23 protein-coding genes and 1 pseudogene are annotated in these 23,074 nt (G+C 64.3%); 12 read left to right on the top strand and 12 right to left on the bottom strand.

All coding sequences use genetic code 11. The features are described from left to right. Positions 1 to 117 precede the first annotated feature (117 nt). The 6 genes from NKH90_RS08635 to bcoG form a co-directional block, all read right to left on the bottom strand. Positions 118 to 900, bottom strand: a complete 783-nt coding sequence (locus NKH90_RS08635; protein ID WP_352818780.1) for a carnitinyl-CoA dehydratase — start codon at positions 898 to 900, stop codon at positions 118 to 120. Continuing rightward, on the bottom strand, positions 893 to 2,971 hold the full coding sequence (locus tag NKH90_RS08630; RefSeq protein WP_352818777.1) for an acetate--CoA ligase family protein: 2,079 nt from the start codon (positions 2,969 to 2,971) through the stop codon (positions 893 to 895). Before NKH90_RS08630 ends, NKH90_RS08635 begins: the two co-directional genes overlap by 8 nt. A 201-nt stretch (positions 2,972 to 3,172) precedes the next feature. After that, on the bottom strand, positions 3,173 to 4,336 hold the full coding sequence (locus tag NKH90_RS08625; protein ID WP_352818774.1) for an acyl-CoA dehydrogenase family protein: 1,164 nt from the start codon (positions 4,334 to 4,336) through the stop codon (positions 3,173 to 3,175). A gap of 4 nt (positions 4,337 to 4,340) precedes the next feature. Further along, complete coding sequence (locus NKH90_RS08620) at positions 4,341 to 5,414, bottom strand: 3-hydroxyacyl-CoA dehydrogenase NAD-binding domain-containing protein (protein ID WP_352818771.1); 1,074 nt, start codon at positions 5,412 to 5,414, stop codon at positions 4,341 to 4,343. Next, a complete protein-coding gene (locus tag NKH90_RS08615; protein ID WP_352818768.1) occupies positions 5,411 to 6,040 on the bottom strand; it encodes an HD domain-containing protein in 630 nt (209 codons plus the stop codon). The genes NKH90_RS08620 and NKH90_RS08615 overlap by 4 nt, the downstream gene beginning before the upstream one ends. A gap of 31 nt (positions 6,041 to 6,071) precedes the next feature. After that, the gene (bcoG, locus tag NKH90_RS08610; RefSeq protein ID WP_352472538.1) at positions 6,072 to 6,983 is read right to left on the bottom strand and encodes a 3-dehydrocarnitine:acetyl-CoA trimethylamine transferase BcoG; all 912 of its coding nucleotides are present in this window, start codon (positions 6,981 to 6,983) and stop codon (positions 6,072 to 6,074) included. 76 nt (positions 6,984 to 7,059) lie between these two features. On the opposite strand from bcoG, the gene NKH90_RS08605 reads away from it, so the two are divergent. After that, positions 7,060 to 8,040: a GlxA family transcriptional regulator gene (locus NKH90_RS08605; RefSeq protein ID WP_352818764.1), complete on the top strand. Its 981-nt coding sequence runs from the start codon at positions 7,060 to 7,062 to the stop codon at positions 8,038 to 8,040. An 85-nt stretch (positions 8,041 to 8,125) separates the two neighbouring features. Here the strand turns inward: NKH90_RS08605 and NKH90_RS08600 are convergent, their stop codons facing one another. Beyond that, positions 8,126 to 8,335: a hypothetical protein gene (locus NKH90_RS08600; RefSeq protein ID WP_352818762.1), complete on the bottom strand. Its 210-nt coding sequence runs from the start codon at positions 8,333 to 8,335 to the stop codon at positions 8,126 to 8,128. 165 nt (positions 8,336 to 8,500) lie between these two features. After that, positions 8,501 to 9,157: an O-methyltransferase gene (locus NKH90_RS08595; RefSeq protein ID WP_352818759.1), complete on the bottom strand. Its 657-nt coding sequence runs from the start codon at positions 9,155 to 9,157 to the stop codon at positions 8,501 to 8,503. 93 nt (positions 9,158 to 9,250) lie between these two features. Between NKH90_RS08595 and NKH90_RS08590 the strand changes: the two genes are divergently transcribed. Beyond that, complete coding sequence (locus NKH90_RS08590; RefSeq protein WP_352818757.1) at positions 9,251 to 9,883, top strand: TetR/AcrR family transcriptional regulator; 633 nt, start codon at positions 9,251 to 9,253, stop codon at positions 9,881 to 9,883. A 132-nt stretch (positions 9,884 to 10,015) separates the two neighbouring features. Here the strand turns inward: NKH90_RS08590 and xylA are convergent, their stop codons facing one another. Then, the gene (gene xylA / locus NKH90_RS08585) at positions 10,016 to 11,341 is read right to left on the bottom strand and encodes a xylose isomerase (RefSeq protein ID WP_352818754.1); all 1,326 of its coding nucleotides are present in this window, start codon (positions 11,339 to 11,341) and stop codon (positions 10,016 to 10,018) included. Between the two features lie 110 nt (positions 11,342 to 11,451). Between xylA and NKH90_RS08580 the strand changes: the two genes are divergently transcribed. Further along, complete coding sequence (locus NKH90_RS08580) at positions 11,452 to 11,814, top strand: nuclear transport factor 2 family protein (protein ID WP_352767383.1); 363 nt, start codon at positions 11,452 to 11,454, stop codon at positions 11,812 to 11,814. Between the two features lie 38 nt (positions 11,815 to 11,852). Here the strand turns inward: NKH90_RS08580 and xylB are convergent, their stop codons facing one another. The 3 genes from xylB to NKH90_RS08565 all read right to left on the bottom strand — a co-directional run bounded on the left by xylB (position 11,853) and on the right by NKH90_RS08565 (position 15,457). Then, positions 11,853 to 13,307, bottom strand: coding sequence for a xylulokinase (xylB, locus tag NKH90_RS08575; protein ID WP_352818809.1), 1,455 nt, complete (start codon positions 13,305 to 13,307; stop codon positions 11,853 to 11,855). Positions 13,308 to 13,498: 191 nt separating this feature from the next. Continuing rightward, complete coding sequence (locus tag NKH90_RS08570; RefSeq protein ID WP_352818752.1) at positions 13,499 to 14,824, bottom strand: tetratricopeptide repeat protein; 1,326 nt, start codon at positions 14,822 to 14,824, stop codon at positions 13,499 to 13,501. A 9-nt stretch (positions 14,825 to 14,833) separates the two neighbouring features. Continuing rightward, a complete protein-coding gene (locus tag NKH90_RS08565; RefSeq protein ID WP_352818749.1) occupies positions 14,834 to 15,457 on the bottom strand; it encodes a LysE family translocator in 624 nt (207 codons plus the stop codon). 187 nt (positions 15,458 to 15,644) lie between these two features. On the opposite strand from NKH90_RS08565, the gene NKH90_RS08560 reads away from it, so the two are divergent. The 9 genes and pseudogenes from NKH90_RS08560 to NKH90_RS08520 all read left to right on the top strand — a co-directional run bounded on the left by NKH90_RS08560 (position 15,645) and on the right by NKH90_RS08520 (position 23,056). Further along, the gene (locus NKH90_RS08560) at positions 15,645 to 16,409 is read left to right on the top strand and encodes a L,D-transpeptidase (protein ID WP_352743868.1); all 765 of its coding nucleotides are present in this window, start codon (positions 15,645 to 15,647) and stop codon (positions 16,407 to 16,409) included. Between the two features lie 95 nt (positions 16,410 to 16,504). Next, positions 16,505 to 17,671, top strand: a complete 1,167-nt coding sequence (locus NKH90_RS08555) for a diphosphate--fructose-6-phosphate 1-phosphotransferase (RefSeq protein WP_352818747.1) — start codon at positions 16,505 to 16,507, stop codon at positions 17,669 to 17,671. 16 nt (positions 17,672 to 17,687) lie between these two features. Continuing rightward, positions 17,688 to 18,413: an MBL fold metallo-hydrolase gene (locus tag NKH90_RS08550; protein WP_352818744.1), complete on the top strand. Its 726-nt coding sequence runs from the start codon at positions 17,688 to 17,690 to the stop codon at positions 18,411 to 18,413. A 370-nt stretch (positions 18,414 to 18,783) separates the two neighbouring features. Beyond that, complete coding sequence (locus NKH90_RS08545) at positions 18,784 to 20,337, top strand: DegQ family serine endoprotease (protein ID WP_352818741.1); 1,554 nt, start codon at positions 18,784 to 18,786, stop codon at positions 20,335 to 20,337. 133 nt (positions 20,338 to 20,470) lie between these two features. After that, positions 20,471 to 21,081 (top strand): annotated as a pseudogene (locus tag NKH90_RS08540) (molybdopterin-dependent oxidoreductase). Next, on the top strand, positions 21,078 to 21,824 hold the full coding sequence (locus NKH90_RS08535) for an FAD-binding oxidoreductase (protein WP_352818738.1): 747 nt from the start codon (positions 21,078 to 21,080) through the stop codon (positions 21,822 to 21,824). The pseudogene NKH90_RS08540 and the gene NKH90_RS08535 overlap by 4 nt, the downstream one beginning before the upstream one ends. 443 nt (positions 21,825 to 22,267) lie before the next feature. Further along, positions 22,268 to 22,471 carry a DUF680 domain-containing protein gene (locus NKH90_RS08530; protein WP_352472527.1) on the top strand — a complete coding sequence of 68 codons (204 nt, stop codon included), beginning with the start codon at positions 22,268 to 22,270 and terminating at the stop codon, positions 22,469 to 22,471. A 71-nt stretch (positions 22,472 to 22,542) separates the two neighbouring features. After that, on the top strand, positions 22,543 to 22,749 hold the full coding sequence (locus tag NKH90_RS08525) for a DUF680 domain-containing protein (RefSeq protein ID WP_352743858.1): 207 nt from the start codon (positions 22,543 to 22,545) through the stop codon (positions 22,747 to 22,749). Positions 22,750 to 22,816: 67 nt separating this feature from the next. Then, positions 22,817 to 23,056, top strand: a complete 240-nt coding sequence (locus NKH90_RS08520; RefSeq protein ID WP_023680225.1) for a DUF680 domain-containing protein — start codon at positions 22,817 to 22,819, stop codon at positions 23,054 to 23,056. The last annotated feature ends 18 nt before the right edge of the window (positions 23,057 to 23,074 follow it).

The following is a 23,074-nucleotide window of genomic DNA, read 5'->3' as shown; positions in this document are numbered from 1 at the left end:
TCGCGATGTCCTCGCACACCTGTTCGCGATGTCTCCGGTCCAAACACCCCCTTGAGGGGGAGATGGCCGGCAGGCCAGAGGGGGGCGTGACGGAGTGCCGTCATTTCGGCAATACCTTCATTTCCCCTTCCACACCGGATCGCGCTTCTCGGCAAAGGCGCGAAAGCCCTCGAGATTGTCCTCCGAGCCGTAGAGTGCGTCAACCGTCGACAGTTGCCGGCGCGTCACCCGGTTCATCGCGTCCTGGAACGTCAGCGATTCTGCGACCCGGGCCGTCTCCTTGATCGCGGCGAAGACCAGCGGCGGGCCGCTGGCGAGCAGCCGCGCGATCTCCCAGACGCGGTCCTCCAGTCTTTCCTTGGGCAGCACCTCGTTGACCAGGCCCCATCGATGCGCCTCGGCGACATCCATCCAGCGGCCGGTGAGCAGAAGGTCCATGGCGACATGGTAGGGGATACGCTTCGGCAGCTTGATCGTCGCCGCATCGGCCAGCGTGCCGGCACGGATTTCGGGCAGCGCGAAGGAGGAGTGGTCCGACGCATAGATGAGGTCGCAGGATAGCGCCAGTTCGAAGCCGCCGCCGACCGCCATGCCGTTGACGCAGGCGATCACCGGCTTGTTGAGGTCGCGCAGTTCCTGCAGCCCGCCGAAGCCGCCGACGCCGTAGTCGCCGTCGACGGCGTCCCAGCCGGCCGCGGCCTTCAGGTCCCAGCCGGCGCAGAAAAACTTGTCACCGGCGGTCTTGACGATGGCGACGCGCAAGTCGGGATCGTCGCGAAACGCCTTGAAAGTCTCGCCCATCAGCCGCGACGTCTTCAGGTCGATGGCATTGGCCTTGGGCCGGTCGAGCGTGACTTCGAGGATAGTGCCCTCGCGGCGGGTGGTGATGACGTCAGACATTTTTGTTCTCTCCAAGCACCAGCAGCGCATCGGCGATCCAGGCGCCCTTGCCTTCGGTGCAGACGATCAGCGGATTGATGTCGAGTTCCTCGATCTCGCCGGCGTTTTGCTGCACGAAAGCGGCAATGCCCGATATCGCATCGATTGCCGCTGCGACATCGGCCTTCGGCCGACCGCGATAGCCGTCGAGCAGCGGGAACAGTTTCAGCCCGCGCAAAGCGGCCTCGATATCGTCGCGGGTCGCCGGCAGCATCAGCGTGACGCTGTCGCGCAACAGCTCGACCAGCACGCCGCCGGTGCCGAGCGTCATCACGGCGCCGAACATCGGGTCGCGGGTGAAGCCGACGAGCAGCTCGGCGACGCCGTCGCGCACCATGCGCTCGACATAAAGGCCCGTGCCGAGCGGGCCGAGATCGTGGGCGGCGGTGCTGACGGATTCGGCATCCCTCAAATTGAGCCGGACCGCGTCGAGCTCGGACTTGTGGATGACACCAAGGGCCTTCAGCGCCACCGGGAAGCCGAGCGCCATCGAGGAGATGACAGCTTCGACCGCGTTGCCGGCGCGCTCGCCCTTCGGCACGGGGAGCCCGGCCTCGATGAGCCGCGCCTTCGCCTCGGCCTCGTCCGGCGTGACATGGTCGCCGACCGGCGCGCCGGACGCCGAAGTGTCGATCGGCTGCGCCTGCGGCTCGCGCCAGGCCCAGCCGATGAAGGCCGCCGCCTGGGCGGCGTCCATGGCTTCGGAGATGCCGAACAGCGGCACCATGCCCCGCGCCATCAGGCCGGCAGTGTATTCCTCGGGCAGGTTCTCCGGCAGCGAGGAGACGATCGCGCCTTGCGCGCTGTTGGTCTTCAGCGCCACTTCGAAGGCGCGCAGCGTCGCCCACCAGTCGGTGTCCGAGCAGCGGTCGGGGCGCGGGAAATCGAGCACCAGCATGTTGAGGTCGAAGCCGCCCGACACCATCGCGGTGAAGGTGGCGGTCATCGCCGGCTCGTTGTTCCAGATGAAGGTGTGGTAGTCGAGCGGGTTGGCCACCGCGACCAGCGGCCCGAGCGTCGATTTGACATGCGCGCGGTGCTCGGGGGTGAGTGGCGGAAACGTCACCCAGCGGCCTTCGGCGCTGTCGGCCATCACCGACGCCTCGCCGCCCGAACAGCTCATCGACGACAGCCGGTAGCCGGGCAGGGGGCCGGTGACGTGCAGCAGCTTGAGCGCCTCGATGAAGGCCGGGATCGAATCGATGCGGGCGATGCCGAGCCGCTTCAGGAAGGCGCCGGACGCTGCGTCCGAGCCGGCCAGCGACGCGGTATGGGAAACGGTCGCCTGCCGCGCCTGCTCGGAGCGGCCGACCTTCATGGCGATGACAGGCTTTTTCAGCTCGCGCGCCCGTGCCGCCAGCCTTTCGAAGCCGGCTACCGAATCGAAAGCCTCGATATGCAAGCCGAGCGCGGTGACACGGTCGTCCTCGATCAGGCCGAGCGCCATTTCGGAAAGCCCGGTCTGCGCCTGGTTGCCGGCGGTCATCAGAAAGGCGATCGGCAGGCCGCGCTTCTGCATCGTCATATTGATGGCGATGTTCGACGACTGGGTGATGATGGCAACGCCGCGACCGCCTTCTGGCAGCCTGATGCCGCCATGCTGGTCGGGCCACAAAAGCGCGCCGTCGGCATAGTTGATGAGCCCGTAGCAGTTCGGCCCGATGATTGGCATTTGGCCCGCCGCCGCGACCAGCTCGGCCTGCAGCCGCTCGCCGTCCTCGTCATAGGCCTCGGTTTCGAGGAAGCCGGCGGCGAAGCAGACCGCACCGCCGGCGCCGCGCTCGGCCAGTGCCTTGACCACTTCGATGGTCAAGTGCCGGTTGACGCCGACGAAAGCGGCATCCGGCGCACCGGGCAATTCGGCCACCGAGCGATAGGCCTTGCGGCCGGCGACCTCGGCCTTGCTCGGATGCACCGGCCAGATCTCGCCGGCAAAGCCCATCTTGATCGATTGCGCGACGACGGCGGCAGCCTGCGCGCCACCGAAGACCGCGATTGTCCGCGGGCGCAAAAGGCGCTCAAGTTTGTGCATGAACACCCTCCTCTGCCCTGCCCTCTTTGCCAAAACTTGGCATCTCCCCCTCAAGGGGGGAGATTGGCAGTTGGGCCGCCGGCCCCAGGCATGCAACGGCAATAACTGGCGAAATCAGGAATGGCGGCCGATCTCCCCCCTTGAGGGGGAGATGTCCGATAGGACAGAGGGGGGCGCGAAGGAATGCAAACATTGCGCTGTTCAGCCCCCGAACGGGCGCAGCAGCGCCCGCGAGATGATGTGGCGCTGGATTTCCGAGGTGCCTTCCCAGATGCGCTCGACGCGGGCGTCGCGCCAGATGCGCTCGAGCGGCAAATCGTCCATCAGCCCCATGCCGCCATGGATCTGGATCGCCTCGTCGGCGACAAAGGCGAGCATCTCGGTGGCCTTCAGTTTGGCCATGGCCATGTCCTGGTCGGTGACGGTACCCTGATCGTACTTCCAGCCGGCTTCGAACACCATCAGGTCGGCGGCCTTCAGCTCGGTCGCCATGTCGGCGAGCTTGAACGACACGCCCTGGAACTTGCCGATCGGCTGGCCGAACTGCTGGCGCTGCGCGGCGTATTCGACGGCGTGGCCAAGCGCCCGCTCGGCGCGGCCGAGGCAGGTGGCGCCGACCTGCAGGCGCGTCGCGCCAAGCCATGAATTGGCGACGTCGAAGCCTTTGTGGACCTCGCCCAGAACCTGACTGGCCGGCAACCGGCAATCGTCGAATTCGAGGATGGCATTGGTGTAGCCGCGATGCGAGACGTTGCGGTAGCCGTCGCGCACGGTGAAACCCTTGGTGCCCTTGTCGACGAAAAAGGCGGTGATCTTCTTGCGTTTTCCACGCGAAGACTCTTCCTCCCCCGAGGCCATGAAGACGATGGCGAAATCGGCGAGGTCCGCATGGCTGATGAAATGCTTGGTGCCGTTCAGCACCCAGTCGTCGCCGTCTTGCACGGCGGTTGCCTTCATGCCGCGCAGATCGGAGCCGGCGCCCGGCTCGGTCATTGCCAGGCAATCCCATTTCTCGCCGCGAATGCAGGGAAACAGATATTTTTCGCGCTGCTCCGGCGTGCCGGCGAGAAGGATGTTCGAAGGCCGCGCCACGCAGGTCCAATGCAGCGCGTAATTGGCGCGGCCGAGTTCCTTTTCATAGAGCAGCCAGGTCACCGTATCGAGCCCGGCGCCGCCGACGTCGGCCGGCATGTTGGCGGCATAGAGGCCGGCTCCGATCGCCTTGGCCTTGATCTCCTCGATCAGCTCGCGGCGCAGCACGCCGGTGCGTTCAACCTCGCGCTCATGCGGGTAAAGCTCGTTCTCGACGAAGGCCCGCGTCGTCTCGACGATGAGCTTCTGCTCCTCCGAAAGACCAAAATCCATGGTCTCAGCCTTTCTTCCTTTTCTTCGGCTTTTCAGCCTTTGCCTTTTCGGCCGCCTTGGAGGCGGTGGGCTTCTTGGCCGCGAGCTTGGCTAGCTGCCTGGTGTAGTCCTTATGCAGGGCGCCGGCACCCCAGCCTTTGCCTTTGTTCTGCTTCGACAGTGCCTCCATGATGGCGACCAGATTGTCGTCGCGGATCTTTTCGAGCTCGCGGATCGACAGACCGTGCGCCTGATCGTCCGACTGGGTCGCGATCAGCTCGACCAGTTCATCGTTGAACTCCGGCACGTCCATCAGCTTGGTCCACGGCCATTTCAGGCACGGGCCAAACTGCGCCATGAAGTGGCGCATGCCGGCCTCGCCGCCGGCGACGCGATAGACCTGGAACATGCCCATCTGCGCCCAGCGCAGGCCGAAGCCGTAGCGCATGATGTCGTCGAGCTCCTCGACCGTGCAGATGCCGTCCTTGACCAGCCACAGCGCCTCGCGCCAGGCCGCTTCGAGCAGCCGGTCGCCGACGAAGGCTTCGATCTCCTTGCGGATCACCACCGGCTTCATGCCGATCGAGGCATACATCTCCTTGGCGACTTCGATCGCCTCGGGAAAGGTCTGTTCGCCGCCGACGATTTCGACCAGCGGCAGCAGATAGACGGGGTTGAACGGATGGCCGACGACCAGCCGCTCCGGGTGCTTCTTCATCGCCACCTGCATGTCGGTCGGCTTGATGCCGGAGGTGGAGGATCCGACAATGGCGTTGGCCGGCGCATAAAGGTCGATCTCGGCCAGCACGCGGTGCTTCAGGTCGAGCCGCTCCGGCACGCTTTCCTGGATGAAGTCGGCGTCTGCCACCGCCTCGGCGATCGTCTTGGCGAAGGTAAGCTTGCCCTCCTTCGGCAGGCCGCCGGGCAGCATCTGCTTGTAGGCGCGTCGCGCTCCCTTCATCACCTCGCCGACCTTGCGTGACGCCTCGGGGTCGGGATCGAAGATCGACGCGTCGATGCCGTTGAGCAGCAGCCGCGCCACCCAGCCGGCGCCGATGACGCCGCCGCCGATGGCGGCCGCCTTGTTGATGATGCTCATGCGGAGGCACCGGTTCTTGTCCTGGCTGTTGCGGGGTCGGTGAGGGCGACGCGCTCGCCGGCACGGATCACGGACGCGTCATAGGCCTTGCGCGCGAACACTTCGAGCAGGAAGGGCCGGAAGAAATCGATCGGCAATGTCTCGTAATCCGGGTCGAAGCTCGACTGATCCCAGCGTTCGCAAAACTCATCGCAATCGTCGAAGTAGATGTGCCCGGCGAAACGGTCGCGGGCGTGTGGATTGCCGCCGAGGTGGTGGGCGTAATAGAGGCGCTGGAAATCGCCGTGCTTCTCCACCACCCAGGTGCATTGCTCGCGCACAAAAGGCTTCAGGATCGACGCCGCATACTCGTCGTGGTTATAGGGCGCGTAGATGTCGCCGATATCGTGCAGCAAGGCGCAGGCAATCCAGTCGGTGTCGGCGCCGTCGCGCCAGGCCCGCGTTGCCGCTTGCAGCGAATGGCCGAGCCGGGTGATCTTGTAGCCCGAGAGGCTCGCATCGAGCTGGACGAGCGCGTCGAGCAGCCGCTCGCCGGTCTTTGCCGCGTAGTCGATCTCGTGCTCGGTGAGGAAGGCGTAATCCTCGCGGTCGCCGTCCTTCATGGCGGTGAATTTCACGGTCTTCATCGGCGGCTCCTCCCAACCGGCTACCGGCTTTTCAAAGCGGTGCGCGCTTCGTCAGGTTCAGCTTCTTGCGGACTTCGTCCGGGCCGATGACCCTGGCGCCCATATTCGACACGATGCTGACCGCCCGCTCGACCAGCTGCGCATTGGTCGCCAGCACACCCTTGTCGAGCCAGAGATTATCCTCCAGTCCGACGCGGACATTGCCGCCGGCCAGCACCGCGGCCGCGACATAGGCCATCTGGTTGCGGCCAATGGCAAAGGCCGACCAGTTCCAGGTCGACGGTACATTGTTGACCATAGCCATGAAGGTGTTGAGGTCGTCCGGCGCGCCCCACGGCACGCCCATGCACAATTGCACCAAGGCGTCCGGCTTCAGCACTTCTTCCTCGACCAATTGCTTGGCGAACCACAGATGCCCGGTGTCGAAGGCCTCGATCTCCGGCTTGACGCCGAGCGCCGTCATCATGCCGCCCATGGCACGCAGCATGCCGGGCGTATTGGTCATGACATAGTCGGCCTCGGCGAAATTCATGGTGCCGCAATCGAGCGTGCAGATTTCCGGCAGGCACTGGCGCACATGTTCCATGCGGTTGCTCGCGCCGCCCATGTCCGTGCCTTTTTCGTTCAGCGGCAGCGGTTTCTCCGGCGGGCCGAATACCATGTCACCCCCCATGCCGGCGGTCAGGTTCAGCACCACGTCGACGTCTGCCGCGCGGATGCGCTCGGTTACTTCGCGATAGAGATGCACGTCGCGCCTAGGCTTGCCGGTCTCGGAATCGCGCACGTGGCAGTGCACGATCGCCGCACCCGCCTTTGCCGCCTCGATGGCCGAATCGGCGATCTCTCTGGGCGAGCGCGGCACATGCGGGCTGCGATCCTGCGAACTGCCGGACCCGGTCACGGCACAGGTAATGAAAACCTCACGGTTCATCGCTAACGGCATCGGATTCTCTCCCAATAGAACGTAGGGCAAGAATGCCTGACTTGCCGGAAACTGTTTTGCGTTTTACGAAGATCGTGTGACCAAAAACGAAAAACCGACGATCTTTCGGGCCGAGCGTTTGCCGCTCAAGGTAACGCTGCTGGTATTCTCCGGCTCGTCGATCATGTGCGTCGCCTCGGCCGTCGATCCGTTGCGCGCCGCCAACCGCATTGCCGGTGAGACGCTGTTCGATTTCAGGCTGGTCTCGGTGACAGGCGAGGCGCCGGTCACCACATGCGGCCTGCCGGTGGCGGTCAGCGGCCGCTTCGATGCGGCTGACACAACCGATATGCTGGTCGTCGTCGCCGGCTTCGGCACGCAGAACCATGCCACATCGGCCTTGCTGTCCGGACTGCGCCGGGCGGCGCGCGCGGCACGCGCCTGCGGCGGCGTCGAGGCCGGCACCTGGCTGGTTGCCCGCGCCGGTCTGCTGGAGGGGCGCAGCGCCACCACCCACTGGGAGGACATGGAGGATTTCTCGTCGGCCTTTCCCGGCGTCGACGTGCGCCCCGACCGCTACGTCATCGATGGCCCGGTGTTCACCACCGGCGGCGCCTCGCCGACCTTCGACCTGATGCTGCATCTGATCCGCACGCGGCTCGGCATGGCCGTGGCGCTAGATGTCGCGAGCGTCTTCATCTACGACCAGGCGCGCGCCGCGACGGACGCGCAACCGCTGGTCTCGCTCGGCCGTCTCGACGGCTACGATCCCAGGCTGGCGCAAGCCATTCGGCTGATGGAAGCGCATGTCGACCAGCCGCTGACTATCGCCGCCGTGGCAAAGCGCGCCGGGGTGACGGCACGGACGCTGGAAAGCATCTTTCGCAAGTCGATCGGCGAAACGCCCGGCGCTTATTACCTCAGGCTGCGCCTCGGCGCCGCGCGCCGGCTGGTGGTCGACACGCGCATCGCCTTGGCGGACATTGCCGGGCGAACGGGGTTTTCGTCCGCCGCGGCATTTTCCAGAGCGTTTTCAAGAGCGTTCGGCGAAGCGCCGGTCAGGCTGCGTCGGGGATAATGCATGTCGCCCAAAAGCCTGGCCACGGGCTTGCCCGAGCGTGCGTAGCGGTTTTGGGATAACGACATGCATAGGCAAAGGTAGATCAGGCAGCGTCCTGGCGGTCGCTGCTGCCGTCGATCTGCGAGCGCATCTGTCTCGCAAGATGGGTCTCGAAGCGGCTGGCGACCGCGCGATCCCATTCGTTTGCACTCAGCGCACCTTGTTTCGGGTGCGGCAGCGCCATCAGCCGGTCGATGATCGATCCAGCCTGGCCAGATGAGAGCAGGGCGTCGATTTCGCGTTCGTGCTGCATATCGTTTCGCCTCCTTCTTTCTGAATCCCGCCACGAACCACACTATAGGAGGTTCGTGACGGCTGTTTGAAGGCAAGAGCGAGGCGATTGATGGGCGATGCCGGGCAAAGTTTTGTCCGCCGCCGCCCATCTTGGGCACGATCGTTCCGGAGGTCACGCAGTGCTTCAGCCAAGCCGCATCGACAGTTCAACATCCTCGCCGAACGGCGTGGACATGTAGCCACTCCCGGTCGAGCGCACCCGCTCGAGGTATTCGGGGCAAAGATCTGCGTTGTCGGCAACGACGAAGGCGCCCGGTCTGAGGCGGCTTTCAACCAGACTCAAGATCTCGGGATAGAGCGCTTTGGCGCCGTCGAGCAGAAGCAGGTCGACGCTTTCGGGAAGATCGACGCTTAATGTTTGCAGCGCGTCTCCTTCGCGGATTTCCACCATGTCAATGAGACCGCCTGCTGTCAGATTACTCCTCGCGCGCGCGACCTTGGATGGCTCGAACTCGCTGGTGATCAGGCGGCCACGGCCATTGTCCCGCAAGGCTGCGGCAAGGTGCAGGGTCGAGATGCCGAACGAGGTTCCAAATTCAACGATCGTCCGTGCGCTGCTGCCTCGTGCCAGCATGTAGAGCAGCGTGCCGGTCTCTCGCGAAACGGGAAGCCAGAGATCCCTTAGCCGCCCATAGAAATCGAGGTATTCGGTCTTGCTTCGAACCAGCCGCATCCGCTCCTCGGCGGAGAGTTCCGCCACTGCAGGGCTTGTTGCCGCAGCGGCTTCCTCGAACAGGCGGACCAGCAGGGGCGCGAGCGGCGTTGTCGTCAGTGTGGTCATATCGGTCTCCAGTCGGAATTGAACGCGTTCTTGTGCGACATTCAAAATACGACTAATCATTCGCATTCACTAATCGCATTGGCGCGGCTCTCAATGAGCGATAACCGAAGTCCGCGGATTTCCTCGCGAAAACAGCCGAAGCAGGCCCGCTCGGCGGAGCTCGTCGCTGCGATTTTGCAGGCTGCTGTTCAGGTTTTGGCGAGGGAAGGCGCGCAGCGCTTCACCACGGCGCGGGTGGCCGAGAAGGCCGGCGTCAGCGTCGGATCGCTGTATCAATATTTTCCGAACAAGGCGGCGATCCTGTTCCGGCTCCAGAGCGACGAATGGCGGCAGACGACCAGTTTGCTGCGCGATATCCTCGAGGATATCAGGAAACCGCCGCTCGACCGGCTGCGCGACCTGGTCCACGCCTTCCTCCGCTCGGAGTGTGACGAGGCCGCGGTGCGTGTGGCGCTCGACGACGCCGCACCGCTTTACCGCGACGCGCCCGAGGCGCAGACTGCAAGGGCGTCCGGAGACCGCACCATCCAGCTCTTCATGCAGGAGGCGTTGCCGAGCGCCGCGCAAGCGACTCGCGAATTGGCCGGCGACCTGGTCATGACGACGCTCAGCACGGTGGGGAAGCAGTTCTCGGAGACGCCTCGAACGCCCAAGGAGATTGAAGTCTACGCCAAGGCCATGGCCGACATGTTTTGCGCCTACCTGAGAGGCCTCGATCACGGCTAAGGCGCGCCAGACCCGGTCAGCGAACAGGCCACGCGAGTTTCACACGGGGCAAAACCTTCGTCGGTTCAGCCCCGCGGAAAGCCGTCTTTAGCCGGCGGCCGCTGAACAATGCGGCCGTGAAAACGGTACGCCTCAGACGTACCGGTTGACGATGTTTTCGAGCAATTCCTGGCGGCCGGATCTGGGCTGCGGCTCGATCTTCTCTTTGACGACGCGCTCGGCGATTTCCTCCAGCGTGCGCTTGCCGGCAAGCATCGCCTTGGCCTCGGCCGAATCCCAGCCGGCATAGCGCTCGGCGAGCGGGGCGGACAGCGCCTTGTCCTCGACCATGCGCACTGCCGCCTTGAGGCCGCGAGCGCAGCAGTCCATGCCGCCGATATGGCCGATCAGCAGATCCTGCGGGTCGAGCGACTGGCGCCTGAGCTTGGCGTCGAAATTGGTGCCGCCGGTCTTGAAGCCGCCGGCCTGCAGCACCTGGTAGTAGGCCAGAGCCATCTCCGGCACATTGTTGGGGAACTGGTCGGTGTCCCAGCCCGACTGGTAGTCGTTGCGGTTCATGTCGATCGAACCGAAAATGCCGAGCGCATTGGCCAGCGCCAGTTCATGCTCGAACGAATGGCCGGCCAGGATGGCGTGGCCCTGCTCGATGTTGAGCTTGACCTCATTCTCCAGTCCGAAACGCTTGAGGAAGCCATAGACGGTGGCGACGTCGTAATCATACTGGTGCTTGGTCGGCTCCTGAGGCTTCGGCTCGATCAGGATGGTGCCTTCGAAGCCGATCCTGTGCTTGTAATCGACGACCAGGTTGAGGAAACGGCCGGCCTGTTCCTGCTCGCGGGCAAGGTCGGTGTTGAGCAGCGTCTCATAGCCCTCGCGGCCGCCCCACAGCACGTAGTTCTCGCCGTTCAGCCGCTTGGTGACGTCAATGCAGTGTTTCACCGTCGCCGCCGAATAGGCAAAGACGTCCGGATCGGGATTGGTGGCGGCGCCCGACATGAAGCGGCGGTTGGAGAACAGGTTGGCCGTGCCCCACAGCAGCTTGACGCCGGTCTGCTTCATCTTTCCCGAGAAATAATCGGCGATCTCGTCGAGCCGCGCCGCACTTTCGGAAAAGTCCCGGCCCTCCGGCCGCACGTCGGCATCGTGGAAGCAGAAATAAGGCGCACCCAGCAGCGAAAACATCTCGAAGGCGACGTCGGCCTTGAGCTTGGCCAGCTCCATGGTGTCGGCACCGCCGGTCTTCGGAAACCATGGCCGGTCGAACGTCTGACCGCCGAACGGATCGCCGCCCGGCCAGGCGAAGGAATGCCAATAGGCGACGGCAAAGCGCAGATGGTCTTCCAGCCGCTTGCCGGCGACGATCTCGTTGGGATTGTAGAACCGGTAGGCCAGCGGATTGGTCGAATCCGGTCCCTCGTATTTGATCTGTTGGATGTCGCCGAAAAAACCGCTGCTCATGTTCTTTTCCTCTCGCATGGTTCGGCCTGATTACCTCAGGCGTAATTGGTTTCGCGCTGGCGCTGGTCGAAAAGGCTCATGTCAAAGCCACCCAACGAAGGAGACAGACCATGACCGACCTCAACACCATTGCCGAAAACTACATCGCCGCCTGGAACGAGAGCGACGCCGCACGCAGGAAAGCCTTGCTCGAGGCAACCTTCACCGAGGACGTCGGCTATCGCGATCCGATCATGCAGGGCGACGGCCATGACGGCATCGCCGCGCTGATCGAAGGCGTTCAGCAGCGCTTTGCCGGCTTCAGGTTCTCGCTGAAAGGCAAGCCGGACGGCTTCGCCGATACCATCCGCTTCTCCTGGAACCTCGGGCCGGAAGGCGTCGGCTCCATCATCGAAGGCACCGATATCGGCGTCATCGAAAATGGCCGGCTGAAAAGCGTCACCGGCTTTCTCGACAAGGTGCCGGCACAGTGAGGCCTTCTCGGCAGGCCACGGCGTGGGCGGGAAACCGTTCACGCCGTGGCGCCTCTGACCGCCGGATAAAGCTGGCGATAGCGCTGATAGGCTTGCGCATAGGCGTCACCGAGGGCGGCGACCGGCTCGACCGTGGCGTCGGTCGACGGCGCCGTGCAGACGGCGCGCGGATCGGCGCCTGTCGCCGCGATCAGGCCAAGCCGGGCCGCTCCGAAGGCGGCGCCGAAATCGCCGTCGGCTGGGATATCGACCGGCAGGCCAAGCGCTGTGGCGATGGCCTTCAGCCAGTAGCGCGAACGCGAGCCGCCGCCGATCGCCGTCACCCGGGTCAGCGTCGTACCGGCTTTGGCCAGGGCTTCGAGGCTGTCGCGGAAAGCGAAGGCGACGCCTTCGAGCACGGCCTGGGTCAGCGCCGCGCGGCCGGACTCGTGGGCAAGCCCGGTAAAGGCGCCCCGAATGACGGAATCATTGTGAGGCGTCCGCTCGCCTGACAGGTACGGCAGGAAGGAGACACCGCTCGGCGCCTGCAGCGCATCGCCGAGTTCGGCGGTCAACTCGCCGGCGCTTTTTCCAGCGATCCCCGACAGCCAGTTGAGCGAATCGGTTGCCGACAGGATGACGCCCATCTGGTGCCAGGTGCCGGGCAGTGCGTGGCAGAATGTGTGCACCGCGCTTTCCGGATTGGGCAGATACGACGCGTTGGCGGCAAAAAGCACGCCCGACGTGCCGAGCGAGACGAACGCCTGCCCGGCGCCGACCGTGCCCATGCCGCAGGCCGAGGCCGCGTTGTCGCCGGCCCCGCCGGCGATCGGGATGCCCGCCTGCATGCCCCATCTGGCGGCCAGTTCGGCGCGCAAGGCACCGGCCTTGGCCGTGCCTTCGACCAATGACGGCATCTGGCTTTCGTCGAGCGACGTGACAGCGAGCAGTTCGGAGGACCAGGCGCGTTTGCCGACATCGAGCCACGACGTGCCAGCCGAATCCGACATTTCCGAAATATGCTCGCCGGCGAGCCAGAGCCGCAAAAAGTCCTTCGGCAGCAGGACCTTTGCCACCTTGGCGAAAACAGCCGGTTCGTTGTTTTTCACCCAGGCCAGCTTCGGCGCGGTGAAACCGGGAAAGACGATGTTGCCGGTCAGCTTGCGAAAGCGCGGGTCGGTATCGAGCGCGGCCGCCTCGGCGTGGCTGCGTGTGTCGTTCCATAGAATGCAGGGGCGCAGCACCTGGTCGGCGGCATCGAGCAGAGTGGCGCCATGCATATGGCCGGAAAGGCCGATGCCTTTGACCGCCGCGAGTTCCTTCGCATGCATTGACCGCAGCTCGCCGACCGCCGCTTCGCAGGCGCGGATCCAGTCGGCCGGGTTCTGCTCGGACCAGCCGGGATGCGGGCGCGACACGTCGAGCGGCGCATGGCCGGAACCGACGATGCTCTGCCTTGCATCGATCAGCAGCGCCTTGACGCCCGACGTGCCGAGATCGAGGCCGAGATACATGTTTCCTCCCATGTCCGTCATGCCTGGCGGCGACGGTCTTTCTTGCTTCGCTGCCCAGTCCTGTGACACGGGCGGCGAAGATATCCCGGCAATCGTGCCGCCGGAAACGCACCCCGGTCAACACGCGAAGATTTTTTCGACGCTCGAAAAAATCTGGTCGGGGCAGTTTTTAAGGCAAGATGTGGCCGTGGTCAATTCGCCGCGAGAGCGGTTGCACGCCGTGAAAACAGTGCCGACAACGGGCTGTCCGGCCGTGCCAGCGCGCGTTCCGCCGCAAGCGCCCTCGCCATCGCGCCATCACCGGAACGCAATGCCGCTTCGATCAGTGTCAGGTCGATGACGTCGCGTTGTGCGTGGCTGCCGCCGAAGCGATGGGCGATTGCCCGGATCGGCCGGATCAGGCGTATCGTCCCGGCATAATTGCCCTCGCCGAATGCCTTGATGGCGAGCGTCAGGGGATGGCCGACATCCCTGGTGAAACCGGCGTTGTCGTCCTTGCCGCGCATCGCCTCGCGCTGCGCCTCGAGCAAGTTGCGGGCCGGCGCTTCGAGGCCGGCACCGACAAACGCCATCATCGCGTGGGCGTCGTTGAAGGCATAGTGGCCGGCGCTGGCCATGGGCAACCAGTTGGCGGCGAGCGTCGCCCAGCGCTCGCCGACATCGACGCCACCGAGATGCAGCCGCCACAGGATCGCCGAGGCATCGACCATGTTGAGCGCCAGCGTCGAGCGCTCGCCATAGATCGGCCCGTCATAGAGCGCCAGCACCTCGTCGATTTCGCCGAGATCGTAGTGGAACAGCGCCAGGTGCCACCAATTGTGCACCTGCAGAAAACTTTCCCGCGTCCACGCTTCGGGATTGGCGCGCATCCACAGAATGCCGTCCTTTTGCCGGCTCTGCATCTCCATGACATGGGCCACCGCATGCTGGGCCCAGCCGTCGCGCGGCTCGAGATCGACCGCCGTGCGGCCAAGTTTTTCGGCGCGCGCGTAATCGCCCATTTCCTCCAGGCCAAAGGCCTGCATGCCGAGTATGGCGTGATAGCCCGGCATGTCGCTCTGCCAGGACGGCAGCGCGCGACCGATGCGGTCGCGCAGCATGCGCGCATTGCCGGTGAAGAAGTCGATCTGGTGGCCGGTCTGCAGCGCCAGCGCATCGAGCGGAAACTCGATGGCGATATCCTCCAGCACGCGGGCGGCCTCGTGCCAGCGTCCCTCCGCAAGGTGGCCAAGGGCGGCGACATGCGCCTGCTCGCGTGTTGTCGCGGCAAGCGGCAGCGCCGCCTCGTGACATGCCTTGGCCACCGCCGTCGCCTCACGCTCTGTGGCGAGGCCAAAGAGATAACCCTTGAACACATGCGCCATGACGAAGCCGGGATCTTCGGCGATTGCCCGGTCAACGGAACCGACCGGATCGCCGATGAAGCACTGCAATTCGCGAACAGCCCGGCTGTAGGACGAGAGCCCGGCCTCCGTCGCGCCAGACAGTGTCAGGCCGAATGCATCGCTCACCGCCATGGTCCGTCCTCAGTTGCCCGAGCGCATCGCCACTGTCGCGATGCCGGCGCCGACCAGCAGCGTGCCGCCGGTGCGGTTGAAGATGCGGATCGCCTTTGGGTTGCGCACCACGTTGCGCGCCCTTGCGGCGATCAGCGCATAACCGAAGGCATTGGCGAAGGCGAGCGCCAGGAAGGTCGTCTCGAAGATCAGCATCTGTGTCCAGAAATCCGCATGCCGGTCGAGGAACTGCGGCAGGAAGGCGACGAAGAAGGTGATGCTTTTCGGATTGAGCGCGGTAACCAGCCAGGCGTGCGCCGTCATTTTCGCCGATGACACTGCATCGGTGCGCGGTTCGGCCCGGAGCGCACCGCCGGCGCGAAACAGCTTGATGCCGAGATAGATCAGATAACCGGCGCCGATCACCTTCAGCACGGTGAATACGGTGGCGGACGCCGCCAGCAGCGCGCCGATACCCAGCATCGACAGTGTCATCGCGGTGAAGTCGCCGAGCGCCACGCCGACTGCCATCGGCAGCGCGGTGCGCCAGCCCTGGCCGAGCGCATATGAAACCACCAGCATGATGGTCGGGCCCGGAATGACCAGAAGGACTGCCGAGGCGGCGGCAAAGGCGGCCCAGTTTTCGAAGGACATTTTCTTCTCCTTGAGCTCAAAGAAGAGGATAAATCCTTGGCCTCGCGCAGATGTAAAGAGGCAAAGTCGAAAAAGCCTCTCGTTAATGCCAGGCGGCCGGCCTTCACGCTTTTTCAACCATGATTGGCGAAAATGCCTGCTATACGGCCGGAGCGTGTTTCCCGCCGACAGCGTAGGGTTTGGGTAAATGCGTGAGTTGCCGCACGGTCTGTCGCTGCCGCACAATGGCGACGCAATCGAAACCGAAATACAGCTTTCCCGTCGCACGGTGCTGTCCGGCGCCGGTGCGCTGGCGCTGCTCGGCGTCGCCGGCTGCAGCCAGACGCTGGATCTGCCGTCGCTCCAGCTCGACGACGTCACCACCGGCTCGATCCGGCCCATCCGTCCGAGTATCAGCGTCGACAAGAACATTACCAGCCCCGACGTGATGTACGCTTCGCTCACCGACGGTGGCTTCAATGTGCCGGAAGTGCCCTACCTCAAGGTCAAGCCGGAGTTCCGCCGCCAGATCGTCGTCGATCCGACCGGCGAGCAACCCGGCACCATCGTCGTTCACTCGCAGGAACGGCTGCTCTATCTGGTGCAGCCCGGCGGCGAGGCGATCCGTTACGGCGTCGGCATCGGCAAGGACGGATTCCGCTGGTCCGGCCGCGCCAACATCCAGTACGGCAAGGAATGGCCGGTCTGGACCCCGCCGCCCGAGATGATCGCCCGCAGGCCGGAACTGGTGAAATGGCAAAGCGGACAGCCGGGCGGCCTCGACAATCCGCTCGGCGCGCGTGCCCTCTACATCTATCAGAACGGCAGCGACACCGGCTATCGCATCCACGGCTCGCCCGAATGGTGGAGCATCGGCCAGGCGATGTCGTCGGGCTGCGTGCGCCTGATCAACCAGGACATCATCGACCTCTACAGCCGCGTCTCCAAGAAAAACCCGGTCGTCGTCGTCTGAACGGCGGCTTCGCCTTCAGCGATCACTCTGCCGTTGCGCGATGCCGCAAGACAGGCGAATGTGCCTGCGATTTCATCGCCCGGGAGACGTGAACAATGGCCGGAACTTTTGTCATCGCGCAAGGCGGCGGCCCTACCGCCGTCATCAACCAGACGGTGGTTGGCGCCGCGCTCGAAATCCGCAAGCGGCATCTCGGCGCCAAGGTGCTTGGTTCCATCCACGGCGTGCGCGGCATCCGCGACGGCAATTACGTCGATCTTTCGGCCATCCCCGAGGACCGCCTGCGATTGATCGCGGCGACACCGAGCGCCGCGCTTGGTTCGACGCGCGACAAGCCGGATGCCGCCTATTGCGACCTCATCCTCAACGGCTTGAAGAAAGCCGGCGCCGATGCCTTCATCTATATCGGCGGCAACGACACCTCGGGCACGCAGCAGATCCTCACCGACGCTGCCGGCGGCAAGATCGCCTTCGTGCATGCGCCGAAAACCATCGACAACGATCTCGAGGAGAACGACCACACGCCCGGCTTCATGTCGGCGGCCGAGTTCGTCGCGGGAGCATTCCTTTCGGTCGATCTCGATTTCCGCGCTCTGCCGGGCATCTATGTCGGCATTGTCATGGGGCGGCATGCCGGTTTCCTGACGGCCGCGTCCGCGGCCTGGCAGCTCGATCAGGACAGCGGCCCGCATCTCGTCTACGTGCCGGAGCGGCCGTTCTCCGCGGCGGGCTTCATCGACGACGTTCGTGCAACGCTCGATCGCCACAAGCGCTGCATCGTTGCCGTCTCCGAAGGCGTCAGCACCGCCGACGGCAAAGCGCTGGTCGAAAGCCTGGTGCCGCCGGAAAGGCTGGAGCGCGACCAGCACGGCAACGTCAAGCTGTCGGGCAGCGACCTGCCGGCAGCCTTGGAGCGCGCGCTCGCCGAAGGACTGCCGGGCAAGCGGGCGCGCGTCGATGCGCTCGGCTATATGCCGCGCGGCTATGTCGGCGCCATCAGCGCGGTGGACGCGCAGGAGGCCTTCGATGCCGGTGCCTTCGCGGTCACGGTGGCCGACGAGGGCGGCGGTTCGGTGGCGCTGCAATATGACGGCAAGAAAACCGTGCTGAAGAAGGTGCCGCTGAAGAACGTCGCCGGCAAGACGCGCCATATGCCGGATGATTTCATGCTGCCGGATGTCAACCGGCTGTCCGATGCGGGGATGGCCTATCTGAAGCGGCTGGTCCCGCAAAAGTACAAGGTCGGCAAGCCGTTCGTCTGATGCCGGCCTTGATCTGATGGACAGCTGGTTCAGCAAAACCATCGTCAACGCCAATACGACGGTGCTGACCGAGCCCTTCGTGCACGAATTCGTGCGCGCCAACATCTGGCATCTGCGCGGCCGCGATGTCGACCTGCTGGTCGACACCGGCATGGGGATCTGCCCGCTGGCGCCGCAGATCGACACGCCGTCCGGCAAGCCGCTGCTCGTCGTCGCCACGCATATCCATCTCGATCATGTCGGCTCGCTGCACGAGTTTCCGCTGCGGGCAGGGCCGCGCCACAGCGCCGCACAGTTCGACAGCATGGATGAAGCGGTGACCTACGCCTACATGTTCCATGATCTGGAAGGCGCCGTCTCCAGGCTGCCGGCAAAGGGCTGGAAGGCGGCCGATTACAGGATTCAGCCGGCGCCTCTGGCCCGGACCCTGGACGAGGGCGATAGGATCGACCTCGGCGACCGCCAATTCCGCGTCCTGCATCTGCCCGGCCACTCTCCGGATTCGATCGCGCTGTTCGACGAGGCTGACGGCCTGTTCTTCGCCGGCGACGCCATCTACGACGCCATGCTGATCGACGACCTGCCGGATTCGGATCGTGCCGCCTATCGCCGCACGATGCAGCGCCTGCTCGAGCTGCCGATCCGGATCGGCCATGGCGGCCATGGACCGAGCTTCGATGGCAGGCGGATGCGCGAGATCGCCACCACCTATCTCAGCCGGACCGACCGGAAAGGCGAATAGGAGGCCTCGGCTGAGGCGGCGCAAATCTGAGGCGATTTGTCTTGGGCAGCTATTTTGTTCTTGCTTTGTGCCGGCAGCTATGCTACTAATATCGGTATGGTGCTGATTCGCCCCAACCGACCCGCCCCTCCCGAGGCGGGTTTTGTATTTTCGGGTTTCGGCGGCAACGCCGCGAGGCGGTTGCCGGCTGGAAATTAAATCTTCGTAATATTATCTGGAAACCATAATCGGCGCCCTAGATGCGGGGCTGTCGATCCGGTCGGCTGCCGTGACAGGCGAGACAGGCAAGGCCGACGACCGACGCGCCGATGAATTGTTCCGGTGACGGAACGTCGCGGCGCAAGACCAATCTCTCGCCCGGACAACGGCCATGTCACCAATCCAGACCCTTCGCAGACATCGCGTCGCCGCTCTGCTGGGCGCCGCGCTGATCGTCAGCCCCTTCGCCCTGTCCTTCGCTCCCAGGCTGAATGATGTCCTGGCGGCAACAGTGACCCCACCTGTCACCGGCATGACGGCGCCCCGCGGCTCGTTCGCTCCGGTCGTGGCGGCCGACAAACCGGCAGTGGTGACGATCACCACCCTCATGAAATCGGCGCAGTCGGACACCACGAGCGAGGCCTCCCCATTCGGTGGCAACGAGTTCGGTGGCAACTCGCCTTTCGACGACTATTTCCGCCGTTTCTTCGGTGACCAGGGACTGCCCGCCCCCAAGACACCGCCGGAACAGGCGCCGCGCACCGAGGCCCTCGGCTCAGGCTTCATCGTCGGTGCCGACGGCATGATCGTCACCAACAATCACGTCGTCGACGGCGCCCAGTCGGTCAAGGTGATGCTCGACGACGGCACCGAGCTTCCCGCCAAATTGATCGGCCATGACACGAAGAACGACCTTGCCGTGCTCAAGGTCAACGCCGGCAAGGCCTTGCCGACCGTCAAATGGGGCGATTCGGACAAGCTCATGCCGGGCGACCAGGTGCTCGCCTTCGGCAATCCTTTCGGCCTTGGCACCACGGTCACCGCCGGCATTGTCTCGGCGCGCGGCCGCGATCTGCACAGCGGCCCGTTTGACGACTTCATCCAGATCGACGCACCGATCAACCGGGGCAATTCCGGCGGCCCGCTGACGGATGTGTACGGCGATGTCGTCGGCATCAACACCGCGATCTTTTCGCCGAATGGCGGCAGCGTCGGCGTCGGCTTCGCCATCCCCTCGGACCAGGCGCAAAAGGTCGTCGCCAAGCTGATGAAGGGCGGCTCCATCCAGTACGGCTATCTCGGCGTCCAGATTCAGCCGGTGACGCCTGATGTGGCGAGCGCCATCGGCCTCGATCACCCTACCGGCGTGCTGGTCGCGCAGGTCAGCGACGGATCGCCGGCCGCCAAGGCCGGCATCGAGACCGGCGATGTCATTACCAGCTTCGCCGGCCAGGACATAAAGGATCCGAGGGATCTGTCGCGCGCCGTCGCTGACGTTGCGCCTGGCACGAGGGAAGCCCTCAATGTCTGGCGCAAGGGGAAAAGCCTGCAGATCTCCGTCGAGATCGGGCGCAACGAAGACGACACGGCGACGGGATCGGTGACCGGCGATTCAGGTCAGCCGTCGACGGGGCAGGGCCTTCGCGCACCGGCGCTCGGTCTCGGCCTGATGGACGTCACTCCTGATGTGCGCCAGGCAATGAACCTGCCGGAAAACCAGCACGGCGCACTGGTCGAGCGCGTCGACCCGAACAAGGCGGCGTCGGCTTCCGGCATCCAGCCCGGCGACATCATCGTCGGCGTCGACCAGACTCCGGTGAGGAGCGCCAGGCAGGCAAATCAGGCGATTGTGCAGGCTGCCAAATCCGGCAAGAAATCGGTGCTGCTGCTTGTCGAGCGCGGCGACGCCCAGATGTTCGTCGCCGTCCCCTTCGCCAGCGGCTGAAGCGGGCGCCGCGCTGCCAAGATCAATGTAGAGCATTGCCGCCAGGCCGGAGCCAAGATTTCGGTTGCCCGCGCTCGCGTCTTCGAGAAAACTGACAAAGCTCGATTGGACCTTGCGCAAACGGATATTCTCGATGGTTACCCGAGGCTTCTCTTCCGGACGAAAGCCGCCGACGGATACGGATGCACGTATCCCGCCGGGGCAATATCTCGAGCAGGTTTCCCGGTCCTGTCGGCCGGCCCGACGCCGCATGTCCGCACCGAGGATTGGTCGTTCACGCTTAAGCACGGGCCGCGGCCGATCAAGAAGTGGAACTGGGCCGAGTTCAACGCGCTGCCCTTGACCAAGATGACGCGCGACATCCATTGCGTCACCGCATGGACCAAGTTCGACACGGCGTGGCAGGGCGTGCTCGTCGACGACATCCTTGCCGACGCCGGCATCGAGCCGCCCACCGCCTTCACGCTGGCGTTGGGTTTCGACGGCTATTCCACCAACGTGCCGACGAAGGATCTCACCGGCGGCAAGGCGATGGTGGCACTGCTTTACGAGGGCAAGCCGATCACTCCCGACCATGGCGGCCCGGCCCGGCTGCTCGTTCCGCATCTCTATTTCTGGAAATCGGCCAAATGGCTGAACGGGCTGCAGTTCACAGAGCGTGACGAGCCGGGTTTCTGGGAGTTGCGAGGCTATCACATCTATGGCGATCCGTGGCGCGAGCAGCGCTACACGAACGATCCATGAGCGACGCACCGGCGGCGCAGTCGCCCTGGCAGACGGTCACCATCACCCGCATCCAAAAGCGCACGCCGCGCGTCACCAGCTTTTTCCTGCAGCCGTCGCGGCCCTTCGTCTATCGTGCCGGACAGCATGTCGATGTCAGGCTGACGGCGCCGGACGGCTATCAGGCGCGCCGCTCCTACTCCATCGCCTCGGCGCCGGAGACCGGCGAGACCATCGAGCTGGCGATTGAAAAACTCGAGGACGGCGAGGTCTCGCCGTTCTTTCACGAGATAGCGGCGGTGGGCGACGAGGTCGAATTGCGCGGGCCGCTCGGCGGCCATTTCGTCTGGTCCGACGGCGATGGCGGCCCGCTCCTGCTCGTCGGCGGCGGGTCGGGCGTGGTGCCGCTGATGTCGATGCTCCGTCACCGGGCGATGCGGGGATCGCTGGTCGCCGCCGCCCTGGTGTTTTCGGCGCGGGTCTGGGACGAGGTGATCTTTCGCGACGAACTGATCGACCTCGCCGAGCGCAGGGATGGCTTCGACCTGGTGCTGACGCTGACGCGCGAGCCGGCCCGCCGTCCGGCGGATTATGCGCGGCGGGTCGACGCCGCGATGATGGTGCAAGCCATGACCAGGCTGCCGGCGCCGCCGAAGCTCGCCTTTGTCTGCGGCTCGAACGCATTCGTGACGGCCGCCGCCGAGGCACTGATCGATGCCGGGGTGCCTGCGGCACTCATCCGCACCGAACGTTACGGGGTCTGACCCGGTTCTGCTTGCCCGGTTGCTGCCTTCGTTGGGCGGCATAAGGCAGGCCAAAAGCAGCCGCAACGCCGACGCCGCATTCGGCCGAAATGGTTAACGATTCGACAAAGAACCTCGGCTGCGACTTTTATCGGTTTAAAAAATCGAACCGAACGGTTCGTTTCTGTTGACAATGCGTGCAGGACGCTGTGAACGCTGCCTCCCAAGTCGCCTTGCAGTCAGACCGAGGCGATAGGCTATCTGCTTGACATTAAATGATAAAAATGTGGCGAAGGGAATCTCTGGCACAATTTCAAGGTGTAGATTCTTGGTCCACACCAAAAAACTTCGTGATTGGAAACTGGCCATTGGCTTTCCCACATCGGGGCTGTCCGAACGACGCGAATTCCTCCCAAGGCACGCCGCTAGACGGACGGAAAACTAAGATACTGGAGTACTAAAAAATGAAAAAGATCGCTCTTGCCGCCGTCGCCGTTTTGGCCATCACCGGCAGCGCCTTCGCTGGCAGCGACAACTTTGGTTCCAAGGGTGCGAACCAGCCTGCCGCTGCGGTCGACAGCTCGTATACGGCTTCCATTCAGAAGCCGGCTCATGCTGACCAGCAGGCTGTCCAGGGCGCCGACCGTAACCTCTTCGGCAACAACTAACAGCCGATCCCAGCATCAGGGCGGCGGGCATATCCGCCGTCCGGGGATCTGAAAAATTCAGGAGTATTAAGATGAAAAAGATCGTTCTTGCTGCCGCCGCCGTTTTGGCCATCACCGGCAGCGCCTTCGCCGGCAGCGACAACTTTGGTTCCAACGGAGCCAACCCGCCTGCTGTCTCGGTCGATAGCTCCTACACGGCTTCCGTCAAGACGTCGGACCAGGCTGAAAAGCAGCCGGTTGTCCAGGGCGCCGACCGTAACCTCTTCGGCAACAACTAACAGCCGATCCCACCATCAAGGCGGCGGCATGCCCGCCGCTTGATTTCGAAAATCCAGGAGACCCAAAATGAAAAAGATTGTTCTTACTGCCGCCGCGCTCTTGATTGCCGCCGGCAGCGCTTATGCCCGCAACGACAATGTTGGCGGGACCGACATCAACAAGCAGTCGACCGTCAACGTCGACAACACGCAGACGTATTCGGTACGTGACAGCAACTCGCCGATCTACAAGCTGCTGAATTCGTCTGGCGATGTGCCCAAGTCCGCGCCTCAGGGCGCCGACCGCAACCTCTTCGGCAACAACTAGAGCGATTCCAGGAAAAGT

The organism is Mesorhizobium sp. M0898 (assembly GCF_040319695.1).
In the GTDB taxonomy this organism is placed as follows: Bacteria; Pseudomonadota; Alphaproteobacteria; order Rhizobiales; family Rhizobiaceae; genus Mesorhizobium.
This window is presented reverse-complemented; position numbering and strand designations above follow the sequence as displayed.

What these genes read in the sequence shown, in the direction of transcription:
- NKH90_RS08570 (WP_352818752.1), bottom strand. Translation starts at nt 14,824, where the DNA reads ATGGCGGTGAGCGATGCATTCGGCCTGACACTGTCTGGCGCGACGGAG.
- bcoG (WP_352472538.1), bottom strand. Translation starts at nt 6,983, where the DNA reads ATGCCGTTAGCGATGAACCGTGAGGTTTTCATTACCTGTGCCGTGACC.
- NKH90_RS08590 (WP_352818757.1), top strand. Translation starts at nt 9,251, where the DNA reads ATGAGCGATAACCGAAGTCCGCGGATTTCCTCGCGAAAACAGCCGAAG.
- NKH90_RS08555 (WP_352818747.1), top strand. Translation starts at nt 16,505, where the DNA reads ATGGCCGGAACTTTTGTCATCGCGCAAGGCGGCGGCCCTACCGCCGTC.
- NKH90_RS08600 (WP_352818762.1), bottom strand. Translation starts at nt 8,335, where the DNA reads ATGCAGCACGAACGCGAAATCGACGCCCTGCTCTCATCTGGCCAGGCT.
- NKH90_RS08530 (WP_352472527.1), top strand. Translation starts at nt 22,268, where the DNA reads ATGAAAAAGATCGCTCTTGCCGCCGTCGCCGTTTTGGCCATCACCGGC.
- NKH90_RS08550 (WP_352818744.1), top strand. Translation starts at nt 17,688, where the DNA reads ATGGACAGCTGGTTCAGCAAAACCATCGTCAACGCCAATACGACGGTG.
- NKH90_RS08525 (WP_352743858.1), top strand. Translation starts at nt 22,543, where the DNA reads ATGAAAAAGATCGTTCTTGCTGCCGCCGCCGTTTTGGCCATCACCGGC.
- NKH90_RS08615 (WP_352818768.1), bottom strand. Translation starts at nt 6,040, where the DNA reads ATGAAGACCGTGAAATTCACCGCCATGAAGGACGGCGACCGCGAGGAT.
- NKH90_RS08595 (WP_352818759.1), bottom strand. Translation starts at nt 9,157, where the DNA reads ATGACCACACTGACGACAACGCCGCTCGCGCCCCTGCTGGTCCGCCTG.
- NKH90_RS08580 (WP_352767383.1), top strand. Translation starts at nt 11,452, where the DNA reads ATGACCGACCTCAACACCATTGCCGAAAACTACATCGCCGCCTGGAAC.
- NKH90_RS08560 (WP_352743868.1), top strand. Translation starts at nt 15,645, where the DNA reads ATGCGTGAGTTGCCGCACGGTCTGTCGCTGCCGCACAATGGCGACGCA.
- NKH90_RS08565 (WP_352818749.1), bottom strand. Translation starts at nt 15,457, where the DNA reads ATGTCCTTCGAAAACTGGGCCGCCTTTGCCGCCGCCTCGGCAGTCCTT.
- NKH90_RS08545 (WP_352818741.1), top strand. Translation starts at nt 18,784, where the DNA reads ATGTCACCAATCCAGACCCTTCGCAGACATCGCGTCGCCGCTCTGCTG.
- NKH90_RS08620 (WP_352818771.1), bottom strand. Translation starts at nt 5,414, where the DNA reads ATGAGCATCATCAACAAGGCGGCCGCCATCGGCGGCGGCGTCATCGGC.
- xylA (WP_352818754.1), bottom strand. Translation starts at nt 11,341, where the DNA reads ATGAGCAGCGGTTTTTTCGGCGACATCCAACAGATCAAATACGAGGGA.
- xylB (WP_352818809.1), bottom strand. Translation starts at nt 13,307, where the DNA reads ATGTATCTCGGCCTCGATCTCGGCACGTCGGGCGTCAAGGCGCTGCTG.
- NKH90_RS08535 (WP_352818738.1), top strand. Translation starts at nt 21,078, where the DNA reads ATGAGCGACGCACCGGCGGCGCAGTCGCCCTGGCAGACGGTCACCATC.
- NKH90_RS08635 (WP_352818780.1), bottom strand. Translation starts at nt 900, where the DNA reads ATGTCTGACGTCATCACCACCCGCCGCGAGGGCACTATCCTCGAAGTC.
- NKH90_RS08625 (WP_352818774.1), bottom strand. Translation starts at nt 4,336, where the DNA reads ATGGATTTTGGTCTTTCGGAGGAGCAGAAGCTCATCGTCGAGACGACG.
- NKH90_RS08520 (WP_023680225.1), top strand. Translation starts at nt 22,817, where the DNA reads ATGAAAAAGATTGTTCTTACTGCCGCCGCGCTCTTGATTGCCGCCGGC.
- NKH90_RS08630 (WP_352818777.1), bottom strand. Translation starts at nt 2,971, where the DNA reads ATGCACAAACTTGAGCGCCTTTTGCGCCCGCGGACAATCGCGGTCTTC.